This window comes from Pseudomonas sp. HS-18 (genome assembly GCF_020401845.1).
GTDB lineage: Bacteria > Pseudomonadota > Gammaproteobacteria > Pseudomonadales > Pseudomonadaceae > Pseudomonas > Pseudomonas nitroreducens.
This window is the reverse complement of the sequence record NZ_CP084413.1, coordinates 4,860,201-4,877,729: the sequence shown is the minus strand read 5'-3', so window position 1 is coordinate 4,877,729 and position 17,529 is coordinate 4,860,201. Positions and strand designations below refer to the sequence as shown.

The following is a 17,529-nucleotide window of genomic DNA, read 5'->3' as shown; positions in this document are numbered from 1 at the left end:
CGTTCGCGGGTCGCTGCGTCACCTTGTGCGTGGCCGGTGGCGACAGTACCATTACGGCTTTCTTTTTCCGGCAGGAGCGGTTGCATGATTGCGGGCAGTATGGTGGCGCTGGTCACCCCCTTCGATGCTCAGGGTCGACTGGATTGGGACAGCCTCGCTAAGCTGGTGGACTTCCACCTGCAGGAAGGCACCAACGCCATCGTAGCGGTCGGCACCACTGGTGAATCGGCCACCCTGGACGTGAACGAACACCTGGAAGTCATCCGTCGCGTAGTCGACCAGGTCAACGGCCGCATCCCGGTCATCGCCGGCACCGGCGCCAACTCCACCCGCGAAGCCGTCGAGCTGACCGAGGCCGCCAAGTCCGGTGGCGCCGACGCTTGCCTGCTGGTGACTCCGTATTACAACAAGCCGACCCAGGAAGGCCTGTACCAGCACTTCCGCCACATCGCCGAAGCCGTGGCCATCCCGCAGATCCTCTACAACGTGCCGGGCCGCACCGCCTGCGACATGCTGCCCGAGACCGTGGAGCGCCTGTCCAAGGTGCCGAACATCATCGGCATCAAGGAAGCCACCGGCGACCTGCAGCGCGGCAAGGAAGTACTGGATCGCGTTGGCAAGGACTTCCTCGTCTACTCCGGTGACGACGCTACCGCCGTCGAGCTGATGCTGATGGGCGGCAAGGGCAACATCTCGGTGACCGCCAACGTCGCCCCGCGCGCCATGAGCGACCTCTGCGCCGCCGCCATGCGTGGCGATGCCGCCGCTGCCCGCGCCATCAACGATCGTCTGATGCCGCTGCACAAGACCCTGTTCATCGAATCCAACCCCATCCCGGTCAAGTTTGCCCTGCACGAAATGGGGCTGATTCCAGAGGGCATCCGCCTGCCTCTGACCTGGCTCAGCCCGCGTTGCCACGAACCGCTGCGTCAGGCCATGCGCCAGACCGGCGTCCTGGCTTAAGGAGCTCCCTCGCATGAAGCGACTGGCAGGACTGACTGCGCTCGCCCTGGTTATCGGCAACACCTCCGGCTGCGGCTGGTTGTGGGGCCCGGAAGGCTACTTCCGTGACCGTGGCGACGATTACTTGAACGCCCGCGAAACGGCACCGATGAAGGTGCCCGACGGCATGCAGAGCAAGCCGCTCGACCCGCTGTTGCCGATCCCGATGAACGTCGCCACCAGCACCGAGAAGGAAGGCGAGTTCGAAGTGCCACGTCCGCAACCGCTGTCCGGCGCTGGTGAAGTCAGCGATTTCAGCTTGCAGAAGAGCGGTGATTCGCGCTGGCTGGTCGCCCAGCGCCCGCCGGCGGAAGTCTGGCCGGTCGCCCACCAGTTCTTCCAGGACAATGGCTTCTCCATCGCCAACGAGCGTCCGCAGACTGGCGAGTTCAGCACCAACTGGCAACCGCTGTCGCAGCTTTCCGCGCCCCTGGCGCGTCGACTGAGCAGCCGCGTGTCGGGCGTTGAACCCGACAGCGAAGCGCGCGTTCGCGTACGCATCGAGCCGGGCGTGCAGACCAACACCAGTGAAGTCTACGTGCTGAGCGAAACCCACCCGGCCGGCAGCACCGCCAGTGGTGACTGGCCGACCAAGCCGGCGGTGCCGAGCCTGGATGCTGCGCTGCTCGACGAGATGATCGCCAGCATGGCCACCAGTGCCGAGAAGGGCGGCTCCGTCTCCCTGCTCGCCGCCCACTCGGATTACGACACCCCCGGCGCCGTCCAGCTGAACAAGGACGGTAGCGGCAACCCGGTACTGACCGTCGACTCCGACTTCGACCGTGCCTGGGTCAGCGTAGGCCGCGCTCTGGATCGTGCCGACATCCGTGTCGACGACCTCAACCGCAGCCTGGGCGTGTACTACGTCAACATCGCCGAAGGCGCGAAGAAGAAGGACGAAGACAAGCCTGGCTTCTTCAGCCGTCTGTTCGGCGGTGGCGAGAAGACCAAGGAAGAGGAAGACGCCAAGGCCCAGCGCTACCAGGTTCGCCTGACCAGCGTGAGCAATACCGTCCAGATCACCGTCGACAAAGACATCAACACTTCCGCACCGGCTGACGTGGCGCAGGGCGTGTTGGAGAAACTCCAGGAGAGTATGCGGAATGCACTTCGCGGTCCTGGGGAGCGGAAGCCGGGGCAATTCGGCCTTGGTGAGCAGTTCTGACACCCGGATACTGATCGATTGCGGTTTCCCGCTGCGTGAAACCATCCGCCGTCTGGCGCGCCTGGGCGTAGAGCCCGGGCAGCTGGACGCGGTGCTGGTCACGCACGAGCATTCCGATCACATCAACGGCGTCGAACTGCTGGCCCGGCACCATCGAATACCCGTGTACCTCAGCGCCGGCACCTTGCAGGGAATGCGCAAGCCGGTGACGCCGGCGGGGCTGCTCAGATGCGGCGACCGCCTGCTACTGAAAGACCTGGAAGTCACTGCAGTCAGCGTCTCCCACGATGCGCGGGAGCCCCTGCAGTACGTGTTTTCCGATGGCCGGAAGCGCTTTGGCCAGCTCACCGATCTGGGGGCCGCCACGGCGCAGGTGCTGGAATGCTATCGTGGCCTCGATGCGTTGATCATCGAGGCAAATCACGATACCGACATGCTGGCCCGCGGTCCGTATCCCTACCCACTCAAAGCCCGTGTTGGCGGCCAGTGGGGACATTTGAACAACCGGCAGGCCGCCGAACTGGTGGCCCAGCTGGGCTGGGAAAGCTTGCAGCACCTCGTGCTGGCGCATCTCAGCGAAAAGAACAACTCGCCGCAGCTGGCCCGGCAATGTTTCGTCGACACCCTAGGGTGCGACCCGGACTGGCTGCAGGTAGCCGATCAGCATTCTGGACTCGACTGGCGCACCATCGCCTGAGCCCAACCCTTAAGCAAGCGGAGCCCATCATGGAAAAACGCGAAGAACTCTATCGCGGCAAGGCCAAGTCGGTTTACACCACCGATGACGCCGACCGCCTCGTCCTGCTGTTCCGCAACGACACCTCGGCGTTCGACGGCAAGCGCATCGAGCAGCTCGATCGCAAAGGCATGGTGAACAACAAGTTCAACGCCTTCATCATGCAGAAGCTTGAAGCCGCCGGCATCCCGACCCAGTTCGACGCCCTGCTGTCGGACAACGAAGTACTGGTCAAGAAGCTCGCCATGATCCCGGTCGAGTGCGTGGTGCGCAACTACGCCGCCGGCAGCCTGGTGCGCCGCCTGGGCGTGGAAGAGGGCCTGCAGCTCACCCCGCCGACCTTTGAACTGTTCCTGAAGAACGACGCCCTGGGCGACCCGTTCATCAACGAATCCCACGTCCAGGCCTTCGGCTGGGCGACCCTGGAGCAACTGGCCGAAATGAAGGCCTACTCCTTCAAGGTCAACGAAGTACTGAGCAAGCTGTTCGACGACGCCGGCCTGCTGCTGGTGGACTTCAAGCTCGAGTTCGGCCTGTTCCACGGCAAGATCGTCCTGGGCGACGAATTCAGCCCGGATGGCTGCCGCCTGTGGGACAAGGAAACCCGCAAGAAGATGGACAAGGACCGCTTCCGCCAGGGGCTGGGCGACGTCATCGAAGCCTACGAAGAAGTGGCCCACCGCCTGGGCGTGCCGCTGTAAACCGGCGAAATCACGCAAGCGCCTGATACCACGCAAAAAAATCCGAAAACAAAGCTTCGCGTTCGGACTTCAAGCTGGTATCATGCGCGCCGCACGGAGAGATGCCGGAGTGGTCGAACGGGACGGATTCGAAATCCGTTGAACCAGCAATGGTTCCTAGGGTTCAAATCCCTATCTCTCCGCCATTACATATGGCCGAAGCCCCTGAAATTCCTAGAGTTTCAGGGGCTTTGTCTTTTCTGCGACAGGGCCAGTGTCGAAAAAGTGTCGAAGCCCTCGACGCAAGCCGGCTTCCGTTCCCTCAGCGCCTGCAGCAAAATGCCACGAGCATGGATAGCCTGAGCAGCAACGGATGCGCACTCACTACGTTTTGATTGATTACGAAAGCATTCCCGTCAGATCGCTTGATCTGCTGCAGGAAGCGCACTTTCGTTTGCGGGTCTTCCTGGGGCCAAATAACTCCAAGCTATCGACTGACCTGGTCATCGGAATTCAGCGAATGGGGGAGCGCGCCGACTACATCCGGATCGACGCCGCAGGCCCCAACGCACTCGACTTCCACATTGCCTACTACCTGGGGCGCTTCGCCCTGGAAGATCCCACGGCTTCCTTCCACGTCATATCGGCTGACAAGGGCTTTGATCCGCTCCTGAAGCACCTGGAGAGCAAAGGCATCCTGGCGACCAGGTCCGAATGCATCGAAGCCATGCCGTGCTTCAAGGAGCTTCCCGCTTTGCAGGCCACCCTGGCTGCCAGTGCCGCGAGCGCCCAGACCGCCAAGCCGGTCAAGAAATCATCGGCAAAGGCCGCCCCCGCGAACGATGCGCACCTGAAGACAGTCATGGTCGACCTGGTGCGCCGCAAGGCTTCCAAACCGGCCTCCACCAAAACGCTGATCAGCACCATCCGAGCAACCCTCGGCAAGGACGTCCCCGCAGTAGAGGCTGATCGCGTTTACCAGGCGCTGTGCAAGCAAGGCTTCGTGAAGGTCAAAGGGCAGAAGATCACCTATTCACTGCCAGAGCGTGTTTAGCGTTCTCAGCGGATTGAACCGTACCGCATCCTGCAGGTGATCCGGCGATAGGTGTGCATAGCGCATCGTCATCGCCAAGGACGTATGCCCCAGGATCTTCTGCAGCGTCAGGATATTCCCGCCATTCATCATGAAGTGCGATGCGAAGGTGTGGCGCAGCACGTGGGACGCTTGGCCGGCGGGGAGGGTGATACAGGTCTTGATGGTCTGATCGAAGCTGTTGCGGCAGTTCGAAAAAGTCCCGTACCTGGCGAAGTGATCCTGCAGGGCGTCCTCGAGGACGCTATCGATAGGCACCGACCGAGCCCGCTTCGACTTCGTGTTCACGAAGGTCACGCAACCACCGCGTACACGTCCAGGAACAAGCCCCTCAGCCTCTCCCCAGCGCGCTCCCGTTGCAAGGCAAACTCTCGCCACCATTTCCACGTGCGGCGTCTTACAGCGCTTCCTGATGGCTTCAAACAGCGTGCGGATCTGTTCCTCAGCCAACCAGGTCAACTCCCGCTCCTGGAGCTTGAGCAACTTCACCCGCTGCAGCGGATTCACGTAGTCGATCTCGCCCAGCTGGTGCAGCTCGTTGTACACCGCCCGCAGATACCCCAGGCGGTTGTTCAACGTCTTGCCGTGCGCCCCTGCAGCCAGCTGCTGCGCCCGATACTCCGTGTACTGGTTGCCCGTCAGCTGCAGCGCTACCGGGTCCCCCAGATCCGCGGCCAGCTGCAGCAGCAGCCGAGTGCGGTTCTCGCCATCGCTCAGTGCATGACCATGCAGAACACTCCAGCGCTCGACCAGCTCGGACAGCCGCCGGCGATCCTTGGGCTGGGGGTTCCACTCTGGATTCTGCGCCAAGCGCTGACGCATCAGCGCTTCGAAGCGTTGTGCTTCGGCTTTGGTTTTAAAGCGTCGCCGAAACCGCTTTCCTTTCACGGGCTCAATGTCAACCAGCCAGCGCCTATCACTGAGGATCTCTATGCTCATTATGCTTCTCCATACATTATTTTAATGTGGAAAAGATATGAGATTGATAAGGTGGTTCAGTCTCCAGGTGTCATTATGCTCTGTTGCTTCAAGGTATTGTGATCAGTTACCAGTTTGACGCTATTTTTCTCAGCAGAAACGCCAGGATTCCAGGTGCTATCAGTAGTAAAATTAAAGGGGATAGCCACCATAGAATTCTTGCTGAGTCGCTGGCGATTAATAGTGTAAGTGACATCAGTACTACGCATAATAGTTGTGCGAAGTGACTTGTTATTGATTTCCCGCCTCTGAGTAGGTGTCTAATTATATTGAGTGCTGTTCCGAGCGTGGCCAGCCATAAGGTAAAGCTCATTTTCTTATTTTGATAGTAGTTATCTTGAGTAAAGTTGATGAGTGATGTTACGAATAGGAAGGAAAAGCAAACCAGGAAGTAAAGCCCGAATGGACCACTTATTTTATTTATCCAGCTTTTTATCAGGGCTACATCCTCCTCTTCGCTCTTGGCTGTGGCTTGAATTGTAAGGGCACCTGCGATCAGACCGCCCCCCACGCCTCCAAATATCATTGATACCAGACTCAGATAGAGATTCTTTATTTCGTCAATTTTTTTCTCTTCATTTTTTTGACACTCTGCCTGTATCTCCCCGCATTTTGATGATTTGAATGCGGCTTCTCTATAGTCGTTTTTCAACGCTTCCTGGATCATTTCCGGGCTGACGCTGGCGAATCCGACTAACAGGATTCCGGAGAGGAGTAGGACTCTTCTGTGTGCGTGGTTGCTGCATATGCTGATGGTTAAGCATAGTAGTGCGCACGCAATGAATGTGAAGTATGCAAGGGGGCTGGTTGCCAGATCTATTAGTTTTTTGATTATTTCTAGTAGTACTTCTGTCAGCACGTCTTTTTCTCTACCTGAGCTTCTAAGGGGATGTTTCTTGGCTTCTAGACCTCACGGGACATCATTTTTCGCTGGTATGCGTGGGATTCCGGGGCTCGTTGGTAGCTCGGTATTTGTATCCGAACATTCAAACTCTCCTTTTTTGAAAACTCTCAAAAGTCCGGCGTGCAGTTTGGCCAGATCTTTGGTCTCACACTCCCAAACCACCTCAACCCGCCACCCCAACGCCCTCAGTGCCTCTTCTTTCTCCCGGTCCCGCTCCACATTCCGCTGCAGCTTCGGCAGCCAGAAATCCTGCCGGGTCTTCGGCGTATAGGCGTACTTGCATCCTGGGTGGCGGTGCCAGAAGCAGCCGTGCACGAAAAGGCACAGCCGATACTTCGAGAAGACCAGATCCGGTGAGCCGGGCAGATCCTTACGGTGCAGGCGAAAGCGCAGGCCCATCGCATGGCAGAGCGAGCGCACCGCCATTTCCGGTTTCGTGTTTCGCCCCTTGATCCTCCCCATCATCCGGGAGCGTTCTTCGGGCGTAAGGATATCGGCACACATTCAAAGTACCTTACTGATCGGGTAGGTCGCCTCCAGCCACTTGGCGAGTGAATCCAGCGTATTCAGGCCTGACCCTTTCAGCAGTTCGATCACATCCCGGCCCGACAGGATCATCACCGGGTGGCCATCCTCCACGACCTCTGAATAGGCCTGATCATTCACCCACGACGTTGTCACCAGCACCCCGAACTGCCTATGGCGAAGGCGGGAAATCAGCCGCGACACCTCACGCACGCCCACTGAATTACTCAGCCCGTAACACTTCGCCTCAATCGCGAAGTCCACCAGCACCGAAGTTTCCGGTCGGCCGATACGTAATTTACCGATACCGTCCCGGCCGCCGTCACGATAGGGGCGGGTCAGATCCAGCTCCACCGTATCCGGCAGGCATAAGCGGACCACGTGAGCAGCGCAGTGCTCAAACGCATAAGGGTCGCCCTGGAAGTGCTGGTGCAGCCGAGCCAGCATCGCCTTATCGGTAGCTGTTGCCGGCAGCTGTTCCAGCTTTGAGCGCACGGGCTGCGAACGCTTGGCAATCAGAGGCGTGTACTGCCCGGACTTGATCCACTTCAACCAGGCTGCAGGAGCATGTTGGCTGTCGATTCCTGCCACCCCTTCATGGATAATGTCGTGCAGCCAGGCGCGGGGAATGCTTGGCAGATCCAGCACCGTAAACGTCGCTCGATAATTCTGGAAACGATGCCCATCCGTGGTGTGCCACACCGCCACCAGGTCATCGTTGTGCGTGCTCCCGATTGCGCCCGGCACAGCCAGCCCGCGGAACACCACATCGCGATAATGGCCGGCCTTGGTGAAGATCAGTACCGGTGGAATCCGGTGGCGTTCGCCGGCATGCAGCTGGCTGAACATCTGCTCCAGCAGGAAATTGCCGCGGCGGGGAGTGTCGTTCAGCTTGCGTCCTGGCTGCTTGTTGTCGCCGTAGTAGGTCAGGACACCTGTTGTCAGATCCAGGTCATCCGGCCAGTCCGGATCCTCCATGCTGGAGCTCAGAGCAATCAGCCTGGGGTCCTCATACTTGCCCCGTGTCCGAAAACCACCCCCGTTGCTCAGGCTCAGCAGCCTGGTCAAAGGGTCATCACTGGCGTTACCGTTGCGCCCGCCTGCATACCTTGCGTCGATCAACAGGTCGGCGGTTTCCAACTGCTCCAGGGAGTACACCAGGTTGCCGCTCATAGACTGTCCTTGGTCACGAAAATAGTTGAATGGTGCCGGGAACCTGGTAGCCTGGCCAGACCGATAAAAAGGAAGATTTTCCGATGGAACAGATTCGCGCTTTTGACATGTTCTGCGGGGCTGGTGGTGCCAGCCTGGGCGCACGGGAGGCAGGGGCCACCATCGTTGGCGGCGTCGACCTGTGGGGTCCGGCCGTAGAGTCCTTCAAGCTCAACTTCAAGGATGCCCATGTCTTCGAGCAGGATCTGCGTGAGCTCACGCCCGAGCAGGTCCTGGCCAAAACCGGTCCAATCGATCTGCTTATCTCCTCACCCGAATGTACCCACCACACCTGTGCCCGTGGTGCCAAGCCGCGCTCGGAAGAGAGCAAGGACACCGCCTTCCAGGTCATCCGCTACGCCGAAGCCATGAAGCCGCGCTGGATCACCCTGGAAAACGTTGTGCACATGAAGCCCTGGGCCCGCTACGACGAACTCAAGGCCGAACTCGCTCGTCTCAAATACAAAGTGCACGAGCAGATCATTGATGCGTCGCTATTTGGTGTCGCCCAACGTCGCCGCCGGCTCTTCATGATTGCCGACCTGCAGGAGCAGCCGCAGGAGATCCTCCCGCTTCGCCCGAGCTACCGGACGGTCTGGGACATCCTGGCGCCTGAAGGCACTTACAAGATGAACCCGCTGCGAACCGAGCGCCGCGCCAAGGACACACTGGCACGCGCAGATCGTGCCATCGCCGAACTTGGCCCGGACAAGGCCTTCCTCATCGTCTATTACGGCACCGACGGTGCCGGTGGCTGGCAGCGGATGAGCGAACCGTTGCGAACCATCACCACCGTCGACCGATTCGCCTACGTGAGGCCGACTCCGGAGGGCCACATGATGCGCATGCTCCAGCCCGATGAGCTTCGCCGGGCAATGGGTTTCCCTGATAAGTATGAGTTCCCTCCGGTCAGCCGTCGGGATAGAGTCAAGCTTATGGGAAATGCCGTTTGCTCCCCTGTGATGGAGGCAATCGTATCGGCACTCATGAGAAAGGGAAATATAGTTGGTCTGCAGCGTGACGAGGCAGCTTAGTCAGCGACTATTACTTTGTAGAGGGATTTATGGAGAGTACTGAAGAAGAGCAAGGCGCGGTCTTCAGGCCACGCGCTCGTATTATGAAGACTCTCGGTGAAGAGTTAATAAGTAGTGATACGGTAGCTATCATTGAGCTAGTGAAGAATGCTTATGACGCAGATGCTAAGAAGGTATTGATCAAGTTCTCAGAAGAGCTTGTGGCGGGCGCGGGGGGAATAGAAGTAATCGATAACGGTGTGGGCATGAACTTGGCTACTATCAGGTCAGCCTGGATGCAGCCAGCGACACCAAGTAAAAAAAATAACAAGAATAGCCCTGATGGTTCTCGCCGCGTGCTCGGTGAAAAAGGGGTTGGACGATTCGCGGCCGCAAGACTCGCTACAAGCTTGCGGCTTGAAAGTCGGAAGGCCGGTGACGCTAAAGAGTCTTACGCATACTTCGATTGGACTCAGTTCGATGATGAAAACTTATTTCTTGATGAGGTAAGAATCGAAACTCGGGAAAGAGAGCCTGAAGTTATCGTCGAGAACTCATCGGTCGGGCCGAAGGGTTTCTTCAGTATTGAGGGTGGGGCCCAGGGAACAGTTCTTTCCATGGGAGGGCTTAGAAACTCCTGGGATGAAATGGGTTTTCTTGCTTTGCAGCGGGGGCTATCTAGATTAGTTTCGCCATTCTCAGAGATTGGTGGATTTGATATAGAAATCTCAGCGCCAAAACCGTTCGAGAAGTTCTCGAGAACAATTGAGCCTCCTCAGGCCGTTAAGTATCCTCACTATACCGTTTCTGGTTTTGTTGATAAAGCCGGTATGTATGATCTGACATTTAACGTGGTTGCATCTGGAAATCCCGTAAATCTGAAGGGAAGGATAGTGCCCGTAGAGGAAGGTCGATGGGACCTTATCGACGTATCTCATTTGTCGGAAAGTGATCAGTTTAGATCTCCTGAGTGTGGGCCGCTTAATATCGAACTTCGTATCTGGGATCGAGACGATCTCGGGAACATTGTTCAGATGGTTAAGAGTTCAATCTCTAATGTCAGAAAGGATTTAGATGCTTTTGCTGGTGTCAATATCTATCGCGACGGATTCAGGGTCTTGCCGTATGGGGAACCGAATAATGATTGGCTTCGATTAGACCTTCGTCGTGTCCAGAATCCATCTTTACGCATTTCAAATAACCAAATCTTTGGCTATGTGCAAATAACTGCAGATGGTAATTCAGACTTGCAGGATCAGTCTAACCGGGAAGGCTTGAGAGAGAATCAGGCCTATTTTGATCTGAGAGAGATTATGATTTCTATACTGTCGCGTATGGAAACTTATAGGCGGCACTATAAGAAAAACATCTCGTCAGAAAAAACGGAAAAGGATGAGTCTAAGCAGCCTGGTTTGTTTGAGCCTTTGGATTTTGATGGGATTAAAGGGCATCTTGCGGAAAAACAAGATTCTGTTGCACTTGGTTTGGTCGAAAAGGTTGAGCGGGATTTTCAGAAGAAAATCTCGGAAATAAAATCAGTAATTGCGCGCTATCACGGCTTGGCCACATTAGGGCAGTTGATTGATCGGTTGCTTCACCAAGGAAGGCATCCGCTCGCTAAGATTGTAGGTTATTCTACTCTTGGCTTGGAAAGTGCTGAAAAACTTAATAAAAAGGGTGATGAAAGTCCCTTCTTAATTAAGTCTCTTGAGAGGTTTAAAAAGATACTAGAGCAAAGTGCTGTGCTCGATGGTGTTTTTAAGAGAATTGAGCCATTTGGAGGGCGGAGGCGTGGAAAGCCTGCTCAGCTCTATCTCGAGAAACTGATCAGAAACTCATATGATGTGCTGGAGGAAGATTTTCAGCGATTGCAGGTTAAGTTCGACGCGCCCAGCTCGGAAACTTTGGTTAGCATCGACTCTTCTGAATTTCAAGAAGTTATGGTCAATCTTCTTCAGAATAGTTTGTATTGGCTAAGAGTGGTTCCGCCAGAGTCTAGAGTCATTGCTATATCCGTGCGTCGAAATGAGTCGGGTGCTATAGAGATAATCGTCGCAGATAGCGGGCCGGGAATTCCTTGGGAAAATAGAGAGCTTATATTTGAGCCATATTTTACTACCAAGAGTGATGGTGTCGGCTTGGGGCTTTCTATAGTAGGAGATATTGTTACAGACTACTACGGTGGTAGTTTGGAGCTAATGGACTCTAATCCGTTGGGCGGCGCGGCATTCCGGATTACATTAAAAAGGAGAGTATGATGGGTAATAAATGGAATTTTTTAATATTCGATGATGATGCTGAAATGCTGGATCTTCTGGTGGAGACCTTTGAGGAAGAGGACTTCATTGAGGGTGATTCGGTAGTTTGCACAACTGTCAATAACTTTCAAGAAGCTGCGGCTTTAGTTGCTACAGGTAACTTTGACCTTATTATTCTGGATTTGCAGGATGCCGCTTCGGATGGTGCCAGCCCGCCTGGGGCTGTCCTGAGTGGTGAGAAGATTCTTTCGGTATTGAAGGAGTCTCAGTTCACTCCTGTTATTTTTAATACAGGATTTCCGGAGAAGGTCGCCCACCTGGAGAGCCCATTTGTTAGGGTCTCCAGGAAAGGGCAGGATGGACTTTCCAATTTGGTCAGGGAGGCTTTTAATACAAAGCTTCCTAGTCTGATTAGATATATTCAGGAACAGCAGAGAAAGTACCTCTGGGAGCATGTTGAGGGGCATTGGAAGGATGTAGTGGAGCTGGAGGAGAATAACGACGTGGCTTATCTCTTGGCTCGTCGTTTGGCAAGTGCTCTAAGTGTGGACTCAGTTAGAAAGTTCTTTAATTCTGAGCCTGGCTATGTGAATACTATTCATCCGGTGGAATACTATATTTGGCCATCTTTTGATGGTGATGTTCGCTTGGGTGATATCTATAAAGGGAAGGCTGATGAAGGGTTTTATTTGGTTATAAACCCTGCGTGTGATTTGGAGAAATGTAAGGCTGAAAGTGCTCTTCTGGTTAAGTGTAAGAGAGTTGAGGAATTTCCCGAGTATTTCGAGTTGGCCGAGATGCTAAAGCGGGGAGATACGGTCTCCAAGACGAAAAGAAAAGAGCTAATTGGTTTGATTGGTGATAATAGAAAAATATCTGATGGTCAGCCGGAAAGATATAAGTTTTTGCCAGGAACTTCGTTCGTTCCAAATTTAGTGGTGGATTTTCAATGTCTATCTCAAGTTTCACTTTCAGTGTTGGCCGCAGCAGAGGAGTATCAGCGTCTTACTACTTTAGATAGTCCGTTTGCTGAGGCGGTTCAATCTAAGTTTGCGCGTTACTATGGTAGATTTGGGGTTCCAGACTTGAATTTTGATAATATAGCAGATTCCCTTATTTCCGGGCTTTCCCCTAAGAAAGAGGTTGTAGCGGGGTAGTTTGATTATTTTATCGAGTGTACTTGGATAGCTCAGATTGTCGGGCGGGGGGCTTTCGATTGCCCCCTGGCTAACAAATCTGTTGCTCGATTGAGAACGCTGCTCTTGGCATTAAAATCTCCCGATTTAAGTGTGGGGGGCTTAATTTTTTCTCATCGTACGAGCTGTCACCCCGTTTGACCAACGCAGGGTAGCCTTTCTTGTCAACTCCATTCCATGTTGGTTTTGGGCAAGCTTTCAAGCGTTTCATCGTATTCGGGGCTGGTCTGTCCTACTGCAGGCTCAATCCTGCCGGAGACCAGCCACAGCGCGTACTCGGGCGCGATCTCTACGATGACCTTGATGTCGTCCTCGTTGACTCGACGTGCACCCTTTCGAAGGGCGTACCACTTTTCCCGGTCGATTCCGCTCAGCTGCTCTAGCCGTTTGGCTGTCAGCTTTTTTCGCTCAAGGATGGTGATTATTCGGTCTCTCATTTTTCAGAGGGCACCAGGTAACTCGATCTTCATCGCTATCCCTTCCTGAACCAACGCAGCGCTGCTTTCCGTGTCAGCGTTATCCCGCGCTTGGTGCGGGCAATTTTTCATTTGCCTCATCGTAATCGGGGCTGGTCTGCCCCTTGTCTGGCATTACATCACCGCTTATGAGCCACCAGCGATACTGGGGATACACCTTCGCCAGTATTTCGATTTCGTCCGCACCTAGCCGAGCGCGCCCGCGCTTGATGTTCTGCCATCGCATGTACTCAGTGTCACCAGCATCTGCCAACGCTTTAATGCTTGCGATTGCCAGCAGCTGTAGGCCGCGAGTCGTCACATCGCCCTCATTCATACAACAGCACCAGCTTTTTCCTGCATCTCTACTCAATCTGAAAGTGCAATATGTACATATGCCCTATGTGCATATTGGCGTTCGTAAATCCATTCAGATAGTGCAGGAATGTGCATGGAACTGGAAGAACTCAAGCCCGAGCAATTCGTCAACTGCCCGCCTTTGATGCCTTGGCGGGAATTCGCAATCTGGATTCGCATGGGGGAAGACCAGGACCGCGTTCGCGGTTGGATCGACAAGGGCTATCTGCCCACCCTCCGCATGGGCCGGCATCGCATGGTGAACGTCGCCCTGGTGGTGAAGCAGCTCCTGGAACAGGAGGACTTCTGATGGACTTCGTCGACGCCCTCAACCGAGTGGCCAAGCGCATGGAACGGATCCTCTACGTATCGGCGGAGCAGGTCGCCAACGAGCGCGAGCAGCTCCTGGGCTACCTCACTGCACTCCATGACTTCGGCGTGATCGACTGGTGCGAGCGTGCCGAGCTTTCTCACATGGCTTATCAGGCCTCCAAGCGCTGCGGTTTGATCCCGCGCGACCGCGATGGCGACGACACTAGTCCCCAAGCCGGCCGCTACGTCGTGCAATGCAGCGTGCCTCACGCCGGCTCCCAAGCCGGTGCCCGCTGGGTCGAGACCTACACCGCCGACACACGCGGCAACTGCGAGCTCTGGCTCCATTGCATCCTCACCAACCGCGTCGGCCCCCAGCGCTCCCGCGAGAACTACCGCGTGATCGAACAGCAGGTGAAGGCATGAGCCATGCAACTCATCTCCCACTACCTGCATCGCCCACACGCAGCGGGCTGCGACTGCTCTGTGTGCTATGTCACAAGGCTGGGGCCCGTATTGCCCAACCAGTGGTTGTGCGCCGACTGCCAGCCCCCTGGGCGCCCCTATCTGCTCGATGGCCGCTGGTTCTGCGCTCGCCGTTCCTACTGCGTGAAGCACGACCCAAGCCGCCGACCGCCGAAGTACTGGCACGTTGTCTAGGACAGCGGCAAGCCGACACCCTTCGTCCCCATTCGCGAGCCTTTCGAGTTGGAGGGCTGAACCATGGTCACTGACCCCGTGCCGCACCTGATCTTCTGGCTGCTGCTGGTGGCCTACGCGCTGGTGGTGGGCCGCTACCACGCTCGCCACACCGTCCGCACCTGGGCCAACCCGGTCCAGGGCCGCCGCACCGGCTTGTCCGAACACGCCCTACCGTTCGGACAAACGGAGCGCCGGGCGAAGCGAACCCTTGACCGCGCCCCGCCCTGAACAGCCTGACGGCGGCTGTCCCGGGCAGCTCTACCGACCGGGGCGGCCTGCCACCCGGCGAGGGCGGGGATGACAAGGGGCGGAGCCCCTTGGTGTAAACCCAGCCAATCGCCCACCCCACGATCACCAACGAGCACCAACACCCCCGCTGAATGAACGGCAAAACCAGCCGCATTGCAGCAGCGGGCCAACTCACGCCCGAAAAAGGGCGAACCAGGAGATCCACCATGCAATTCGAACTCACAGCCCTCTGCCTCAACGTCAAGAAAGTCACCGTCGAAGGCCGCACCTACTGCTCCGCCATCATCGCCCGCGAACCCATGACCGAACAGGAACGCCAACAGAACCGCGGCTACCTGGTGCAGAAGGTCAGCGCGGAAACCACCGTCTTCGACCAGATCACCGACCTCGATAAACCCGGCCCGCGCAAGTTCATCGCCACCCTGGTGAACGCCGCCGGCGGCAAGAGCCAGCCCCACCTGATGGCCGTCGTGCCGGGCTCGCACAGCACCAGCACACCCACCCCCAGCCCAGCGCCCAAAGCCGCTGCGTAAGAGAGGAGAGGGCACATGAACGTGGACGGCTACCTCTTCTGTGATCGCTGCGGCAGCGCCATCGGCCACCTGTGGAACGAACCGGTAGTCGCCCCCGCTCTGCTGCCCGAACCCACCCGCCACATCTGCCCGGACTGCATCGAGCTGACCGAGCTGAACGACGTGGAGGACGAGTGAATGGGCGTTGTTGCCATACAGGTCTGCACCAGCTGGGCGTCCACCGCGGACGGCCTGATGCGCTGCCAGCAGCTCGAATGGCAACAGGCCTACCTGATACCGCCCGAAGCCGCTGGAGCCGTGGAGCTCCTGGCCAACGGCGGGTTCTCCCTGGAGGCCTTCAGCGTGGGTGCTGCAGGCGTCCTGGGAGCCTTCGTGACGGGCCTGCTGACGGGCTGGGTCGCGTCACTTCTCCGTAAAGCCCGATAGAGAGGTAACAACCATGAACGCACTGCAAAACATCAACCCGGTAACCGCCTTCCGCAACCTGTGCATCGCCGGCGCCGTGACCGCCGCCAGCACCGTCCCCGCCTGGGCCGGCAGCGTCATCGACACCTCGGCGGTGGAAAGCGCTATCAGCGACGGCAAGCAGGACATGTCCAACATCGGCGGCTACATCGTCGGCGCCCTGGTCATCCTCGCCTGCGCAGGCCTGATCTACAGCATGTTGCGCAAGGCGTAACCGGTGCTGTGGTCGGTGTGGTTGGGGGCGTTCTTCGCCGGCGCCTTCATCACCGGGTACCGCTGCGGCGAATTCTTCTGATCGCACCGAATGTGCCGAACTTGAGCCCCGCTTCGGCGGGGTTCTTTTTGCTTGGGGGGAACACCATGAAGCGGCTTTCTTTAGGGCTGTTGTTGCTGGTGATGCTTGGGCAAGCCGGGGCCAGCGACTTCTATCGCTGGTACGTGAACTCAGGTTATTACGCGACATCCGTCACGGAAGGCTGTGAGTGGTATGTAGCCAACAAACTGCAGAGCCCGACTCTTGATTTCAAGTACGACCCCCGATCGTCCTATTTTGAACGGCCGACTTATTACCAGTGCATCTTTAGAGGCACACCGAAAGTTGACAATGTTTTACCTAGGACCTCCTACATGGGGCTCAATCGCTACGGGAGTTCATGCCCCCCTGCGCAGACTTACAACGTTGCTACCGGTGGCTGCGATTGCTCTGCGGATCAAATCAAGGACGGTGAGGCCTGCAAAGCGCTGCCATCCTGTGAGGCGGGGCAGCAGTTACTGACGCGAGGGTCTGATTCCCCGGCGACCACCGTCTCTGGTCGCGTGTACATCCTCAGTACACCTCCATCCACGGTGTGCAGCGCCGGCTGCCAGTACGGCTCGGCGAGCAGCAAGGCCGCATCCTGCTACCTGCTCAGCGGCTCAACCGACACCGGCTTCTGCAACTACTCCATGACCAGCGATGGCGAGCGTTGCAGCAGTGAAGACGCACCCGGCCCCGACGTGGGCGATCCACCCAATCCCGATTCGCCTCCGGACTCCCCAACCCAACCGACAGACCCGGATGACCCCGGCTGCCCGGCAGGTCAGGCTTGGTCCGGCACTGCCTGTGTAGCTGAGCCCACGGGAGACGGTGACGAAGGCGGTGGCGCCGATGACGGCGAAGACGACGACTCCGGTGAGCCCTGTGATGTTGACGGCGATTGCTGGGACGACGATGACGGCGGCGGATCGGGTAACGGCTCTGGCAATGGCTCAGGCAATGGCTCTGGAAGTGGCAACGGCGATCACGACGGCAGTGACGATGGCGATGGCGATGGCGATGGCGACGGCGAGGGCGAGGGCGAATGCGACCCGAGTAAGGGCTACGTCTGCGGCGGTGGCAAAGGCCCCGAAACCGGCCTGAACACCCCCGACGCCGGCAGCTGGGACAAAGCCAACGAAGAGTGGGACCAACGCCTCGACGAAGCCAAGAAGGAACTCAAGGACAAGGTAAAGGCCAACGTCGACCAGATGAAACGCGCCTTCAACCTCCAGCTCTCCGCCGGCGGCGGCCAACTGCCGTGCGACTCCTTCACCGTCTGGAAAAAGTCCTACCGCTTCTGTGTCGCCGACTACGCCGACCAGCTTTCCAACCTGCGACTCGCACTGCTGCTGATGGCGGCCGTGATCGCCGCACTCATCATCCTCAAGGAGTGACT

The 17,529-nt window shown here is 57.1% G+C and carries 23 protein-coding genes and 1 tRNA gene; 18 read left to right on the top strand and 6 right to left on the bottom strand.

Going from position 1 to position 17,529, the window contains the following annotated elements; genetic code table 11:
* Window positions 1-84: 84 nt before the first annotated feature.
* The 6 genes from dapA (at window position 85) to LDJ84_RS22720 (ending at window position 4,637) form a co-directional block, all read left to right on the top strand.
* Window positions 85-963, top strand: a complete 879-nt coding sequence (dapA, locus tag LDJ84_RS22745; RefSeq protein WP_024763379.1) for a 4-hydroxy-tetrahydrodipicolinate synthase — start codon at window positions 85-87, stop codon at window positions 961-963.
* A 13-nt stretch (window positions 964-976) separates the two neighbouring features.
* Window positions 977-2,167: an outer membrane protein assembly factor BamC gene (gene bamC / locus LDJ84_RS22740; protein ID WP_226045452.1), complete on the top strand. Its 1,191-nt coding sequence runs from the start codon at window positions 977-979 to the stop codon at window positions 2,165-2,167.
* Complete coding sequence (locus tag LDJ84_RS22735; RefSeq protein ID WP_038803298.1) at window positions 2,106-2,864, top strand: MBL fold metallo-hydrolase; 759 nt, start codon at window positions 2,106-2,108, stop codon at window positions 2,862-2,864. Before bamC ends, LDJ84_RS22735 begins: the two co-directional genes overlap by 62 nt.
* A gap of 29 nt (window positions 2,865-2,893) precedes the next feature.
* The gene (gene purC / locus LDJ84_RS22730; RefSeq protein WP_038803299.1) at window positions 2,894-3,604 is read left to right on the top strand and encodes a phosphoribosylaminoimidazolesuccinocarboxamide synthase; all 711 of its coding nucleotides are present in this window, start codon (window positions 2,894-2,896) and stop codon (window positions 3,602-3,604) included.
* A gap of 95 nt (window positions 3,605-3,699) precedes the next feature.
* A tRNA-Ser gene (locus tag LDJ84_RS22725) sits at window positions 3,700-3,789 on the top strand.
* 167 nt (window positions 3,790-3,956) lie between these two features.
* Window positions 3,957-4,637: a PIN domain-containing protein gene (locus LDJ84_RS22720; protein ID WP_226045451.1), complete on the top strand. Its 681-nt coding sequence runs from the start codon at window positions 3,957-3,959 to the stop codon at window positions 4,635-4,637.
* Here the strand turns inward: LDJ84_RS22720 and LDJ84_RS22715 are convergent.
* The 4 genes from LDJ84_RS22715 to LDJ84_RS22700 all read right to left on the bottom strand — a co-directional run bounded on the left by LDJ84_RS22715 (window position 4,617) and on the right by LDJ84_RS22700 (window position 8,256).
* Window positions 4,617-5,615 carry a tyrosine-type recombinase/integrase gene (locus tag LDJ84_RS22715; protein WP_226045450.1) on the bottom strand — a complete coding sequence of 333 codons (999 nt, stop codon included), beginning with the start codon at window positions 5,613-5,615 and terminating at the stop codon, window positions 4,617-4,619. The two genes, LDJ84_RS22720 and LDJ84_RS22715, sit on opposite strands and share 21 nt — an antisense overlap.
* Before the next feature lie 106 nt (window positions 5,616-5,721).
* Entirely contained in the window at window positions 5,722-6,513 is a 792-nt protein-coding gene (locus LDJ84_RS22710; protein WP_226045449.1) for a hypothetical protein, read from the bottom strand.
* 51 nt (window positions 6,514-6,564) lie between these two features.
* A complete protein-coding gene (locus LDJ84_RS22705) occupies window positions 6,565-7,062 on the bottom strand; it encodes a very short patch repair endonuclease (RefSeq protein ID WP_226045448.1) in 498 nt (165 codons plus the stop codon).
* The gene (locus tag LDJ84_RS22700; RefSeq protein WP_226045447.1) at window positions 7,063-8,256 is read right to left on the bottom strand and encodes a restriction endonuclease; all 1,194 of its coding nucleotides are present in this window, start codon (window positions 8,254-8,256) and stop codon (window positions 7,063-7,065) included.
* Window positions 8,257-8,339: 83 nt separating this feature from the next.
* Between LDJ84_RS22700 and LDJ84_RS22695 the strand changes: the two genes are divergently transcribed.
* Genes LDJ84_RS22695 through LDJ84_RS22685 form a run of 3 tightly spaced genes read left to right on the top strand, consistent with a single transcriptional unit; the run spans window position 8,340 to window position 12,723 of the window.
* Window positions 8,340-9,329 (top strand): DNA cytosine methyltransferase, encoded by a 990-nt coding sequence (locus LDJ84_RS22695; RefSeq protein ID WP_226045446.1) that lies wholly within the window; start codon window positions 8,340-8,342, stop codon window positions 9,327-9,329.
* A 29-nt stretch (window positions 9,330-9,358) separates the two neighbouring features.
* A complete protein-coding gene (locus LDJ84_RS22690) occupies window positions 9,359-11,566 on the top strand; it encodes an ATP-binding protein (protein ID WP_226045445.1) in 2,208 nt (735 codons plus the stop codon).
* Entirely contained in the window at window positions 11,566-12,723 is a 1,158-nt protein-coding gene (locus LDJ84_RS22685; protein ID WP_226045444.1) for a hypothetical protein, read from the top strand. Before LDJ84_RS22690 ends, LDJ84_RS22685 begins: the two co-directional genes overlap by 1 nt.
* Before the next feature lie 203 nt (window positions 12,724-12,926).
* Here the strand turns inward: LDJ84_RS22685 and LDJ84_RS22680 are convergent, their stop codons facing one another.
* Both LDJ84_RS22680 and LDJ84_RS22675 read right to left on the bottom strand, forming a co-directional pair.
* Entirely contained in the window at window positions 12,927-13,199 is a 273-nt protein-coding gene (locus tag LDJ84_RS22680; protein WP_226045443.1) for a DNA-binding protein, read from the bottom strand.
* A gap of 79 nt (window positions 13,200-13,278) precedes the next feature.
* A complete protein-coding gene (locus tag LDJ84_RS22675) occupies window positions 13,279-13,554 on the bottom strand; it encodes a hypothetical protein (RefSeq protein WP_024763388.1) in 276 nt (91 codons plus the stop codon).
* 114 nt (window positions 13,555-13,668) lie between these two features.
* Between LDJ84_RS22675 and LDJ84_RS22670 the strand changes: the two genes are divergently transcribed.
* The 9 genes from LDJ84_RS22670 to LDJ84_RS22630 all read left to right on the top strand — a co-directional run bounded on the left by LDJ84_RS22670 (window position 13,669) and on the right by LDJ84_RS22630 (window position 17,527).
* Window positions 13,669-13,884, top strand: a complete 216-nt coding sequence (locus LDJ84_RS22670; protein ID WP_024763389.1) for a hypothetical protein — start codon at window positions 13,669-13,671, stop codon at window positions 13,882-13,884.
* Window positions 13,884-14,312: a hypothetical protein gene (locus LDJ84_RS22665; protein WP_226045442.1), complete on the top strand. Its 429-nt coding sequence runs from the start codon at window positions 13,884-13,886 to the stop codon at window positions 14,310-14,312. The genes LDJ84_RS22670 and LDJ84_RS22665 overlap by 1 nt, the downstream gene beginning before the upstream one ends.
* Window positions 14,313-14,315: 3 nt before the next feature.
* Window positions 14,316-14,546: a DUF5447 family protein gene (gene pflM / locus LDJ84_RS22660; protein ID WP_263987023.1), complete on the top strand. Its 231-nt coding sequence runs from the start codon at window positions 14,316-14,318 to the stop codon at window positions 14,544-14,546.
* 63 nt (window positions 14,547-14,609) lie between these two features.
* Window positions 14,610-14,816 carry a hypothetical protein gene (locus LDJ84_RS22655; protein WP_226045441.1) on the top strand — a complete coding sequence of 69 codons (207 nt, stop codon included), beginning with the start codon at window positions 14,610-14,612 and terminating at the stop codon, window positions 14,814-14,816.
* 227 nt (window positions 14,817-15,043) lie between these two features.
* Entirely contained in the window at window positions 15,044-15,370 is a 327-nt protein-coding gene (locus LDJ84_RS22650; RefSeq protein ID WP_226045440.1) for a hypothetical protein, read from the top strand.
* Between the two features lie 15 nt (window positions 15,371-15,385).
* Window positions 15,386-15,547: a hypothetical protein gene (locus LDJ84_RS22645; protein WP_156356619.1), complete on the top strand. Its 162-nt coding sequence runs from the start codon at window positions 15,386-15,388 to the stop codon at window positions 15,545-15,547.
* Complete coding sequence (locus LDJ84_RS22640) at window positions 15,548-15,796, top strand: hypothetical protein (protein WP_226045439.1); 249 nt, start codon at window positions 15,548-15,550, stop codon at window positions 15,794-15,796.
* Between the two features lie 13 nt (window positions 15,797-15,809).
* Window positions 15,810-16,049, top strand: coding sequence for a major capsid protein (locus LDJ84_RS22635; RefSeq protein WP_226045438.1), 240 nt, complete (start codon window positions 15,810-15,812; stop codon window positions 16,047-16,049).
* Between the two features lie 602 nt (window positions 16,050-16,651).
* A complete protein-coding gene (locus tag LDJ84_RS22630; protein WP_226045437.1) occupies window positions 16,652-17,527 on the top strand; it encodes a permease in 876 nt (291 codons plus the stop codon).
* Window positions 17,528-17,529: the final 2 nt, after the last annotated feature.

Bases quoted from the DNA above. Each gene is read 5' to 3' on its own strand.
- dapA (WP_024763379.1), top strand. From the start codon at position 85: ATGATTGCGGGCAGTATGGTGGCGCTGGTCACCCCCTTCGATGCTCAG.
- bamC (WP_226045452.1), top strand. From the start codon at position 977: ATGAAGCGACTGGCAGGACTGACTGCGCTCGCCCTGGTTATCGGCAAC.
- LDJ84_RS22735 (WP_038803298.1), top strand. From the start codon at position 2,106: ATGCACTTCGCGGTCCTGGGGAGCGGAAGCCGGGGCAATTCGGCCTTG.
- purC (WP_038803299.1), top strand. From the start codon at position 2,894: ATGGAAAAACGCGAAGAACTCTATCGCGGCAAGGCCAAGTCGGTTTAC.
- LDJ84_RS22720 (WP_226045451.1), top strand. From the start codon at position 3,957: ATGCGCACTCACTACGTTTTGATTGATTACGAAAGCATTCCCGTCAGA.
- LDJ84_RS22715 (WP_226045450.1), bottom strand. From the start codon at position 5,615: ATGAGCATAGAGATCCTCAGTGATAGGCGCTGGCTGGTTGACATTGAG.
- LDJ84_RS22705 (WP_226045448.1), bottom strand. From the start codon at position 7,062: ATGTGTGCCGATATCCTTACGCCCGAAGAACGCTCCCGGATGATGGGG.
- LDJ84_RS22700 (WP_226045447.1), bottom strand. From the start codon at position 8,256: ATGAGCGGCAACCTGGTGTACTCCCTGGAGCAGTTGGAAACCGCCGAC.
- LDJ84_RS22695 (WP_226045446.1), top strand. From the start codon at position 8,340: ATGGAACAGATTCGCGCTTTTGACATGTTCTGCGGGGCTGGTGGTGCC.
- LDJ84_RS22690 (WP_226045445.1), top strand. From the start codon at position 9,359: ATGGAGAGTACTGAAGAAGAGCAAGGCGCGGTCTTCAGGCCACGCGCT.
- LDJ84_RS22685 (WP_226045444.1), top strand. From the start codon at position 11,566: ATGGGTAATAAATGGAATTTTTTAATATTCGATGATGATGCTGAAATG.
- LDJ84_RS22680 (WP_226045443.1), bottom strand. From the start codon at position 13,199: ATGAGAGACCGAATAATCACCATCCTTGAGCGAAAAAAGCTGACAGCC.
- LDJ84_RS22675 (WP_024763388.1), bottom strand. From the start codon at position 13,554: ATGAATGAGGGCGATGTGACGACTCGCGGCCTACAGCTGCTGGCAATC.
- LDJ84_RS22670 (WP_024763389.1), top strand. From the start codon at position 13,669: ATGGAACTGGAAGAACTCAAGCCCGAGCAATTCGTCAACTGCCCGCCT.
- LDJ84_RS22665 (WP_226045442.1), top strand. From the start codon at position 13,884: ATGGACTTCGTCGACGCCCTCAACCGAGTGGCCAAGCGCATGGAACGG.
- pflM (WP_263987023.1), top strand. From the start codon at position 14,316: ATGCAACTCATCTCCCACTACCTGCATCGCCCACACGCAGCGGGCTGC.
- LDJ84_RS22655 (WP_226045441.1), top strand. From the start codon at position 14,610: ATGGTCACTGACCCCGTGCCGCACCTGATCTTCTGGCTGCTGCTGGTG.
- LDJ84_RS22650 (WP_226045440.1), top strand. From the start codon at position 15,044: ATGCAATTCGAACTCACAGCCCTCTGCCTCAACGTCAAGAAAGTCACC.
- LDJ84_RS22645 (WP_156356619.1), top strand. From the start codon at position 15,386: ATGAACGTGGACGGCTACCTCTTCTGTGATCGCTGCGGCAGCGCCATC.
- LDJ84_RS22640 (WP_226045439.1), top strand. From the start codon at position 15,548: ATGGGCGTTGTTGCCATACAGGTCTGCACCAGCTGGGCGTCCACCGCG.
- LDJ84_RS22635 (WP_226045438.1), top strand. From the start codon at position 15,810: ATGAACGCACTGCAAAACATCAACCCGGTAACCGCCTTCCGCAACCTG.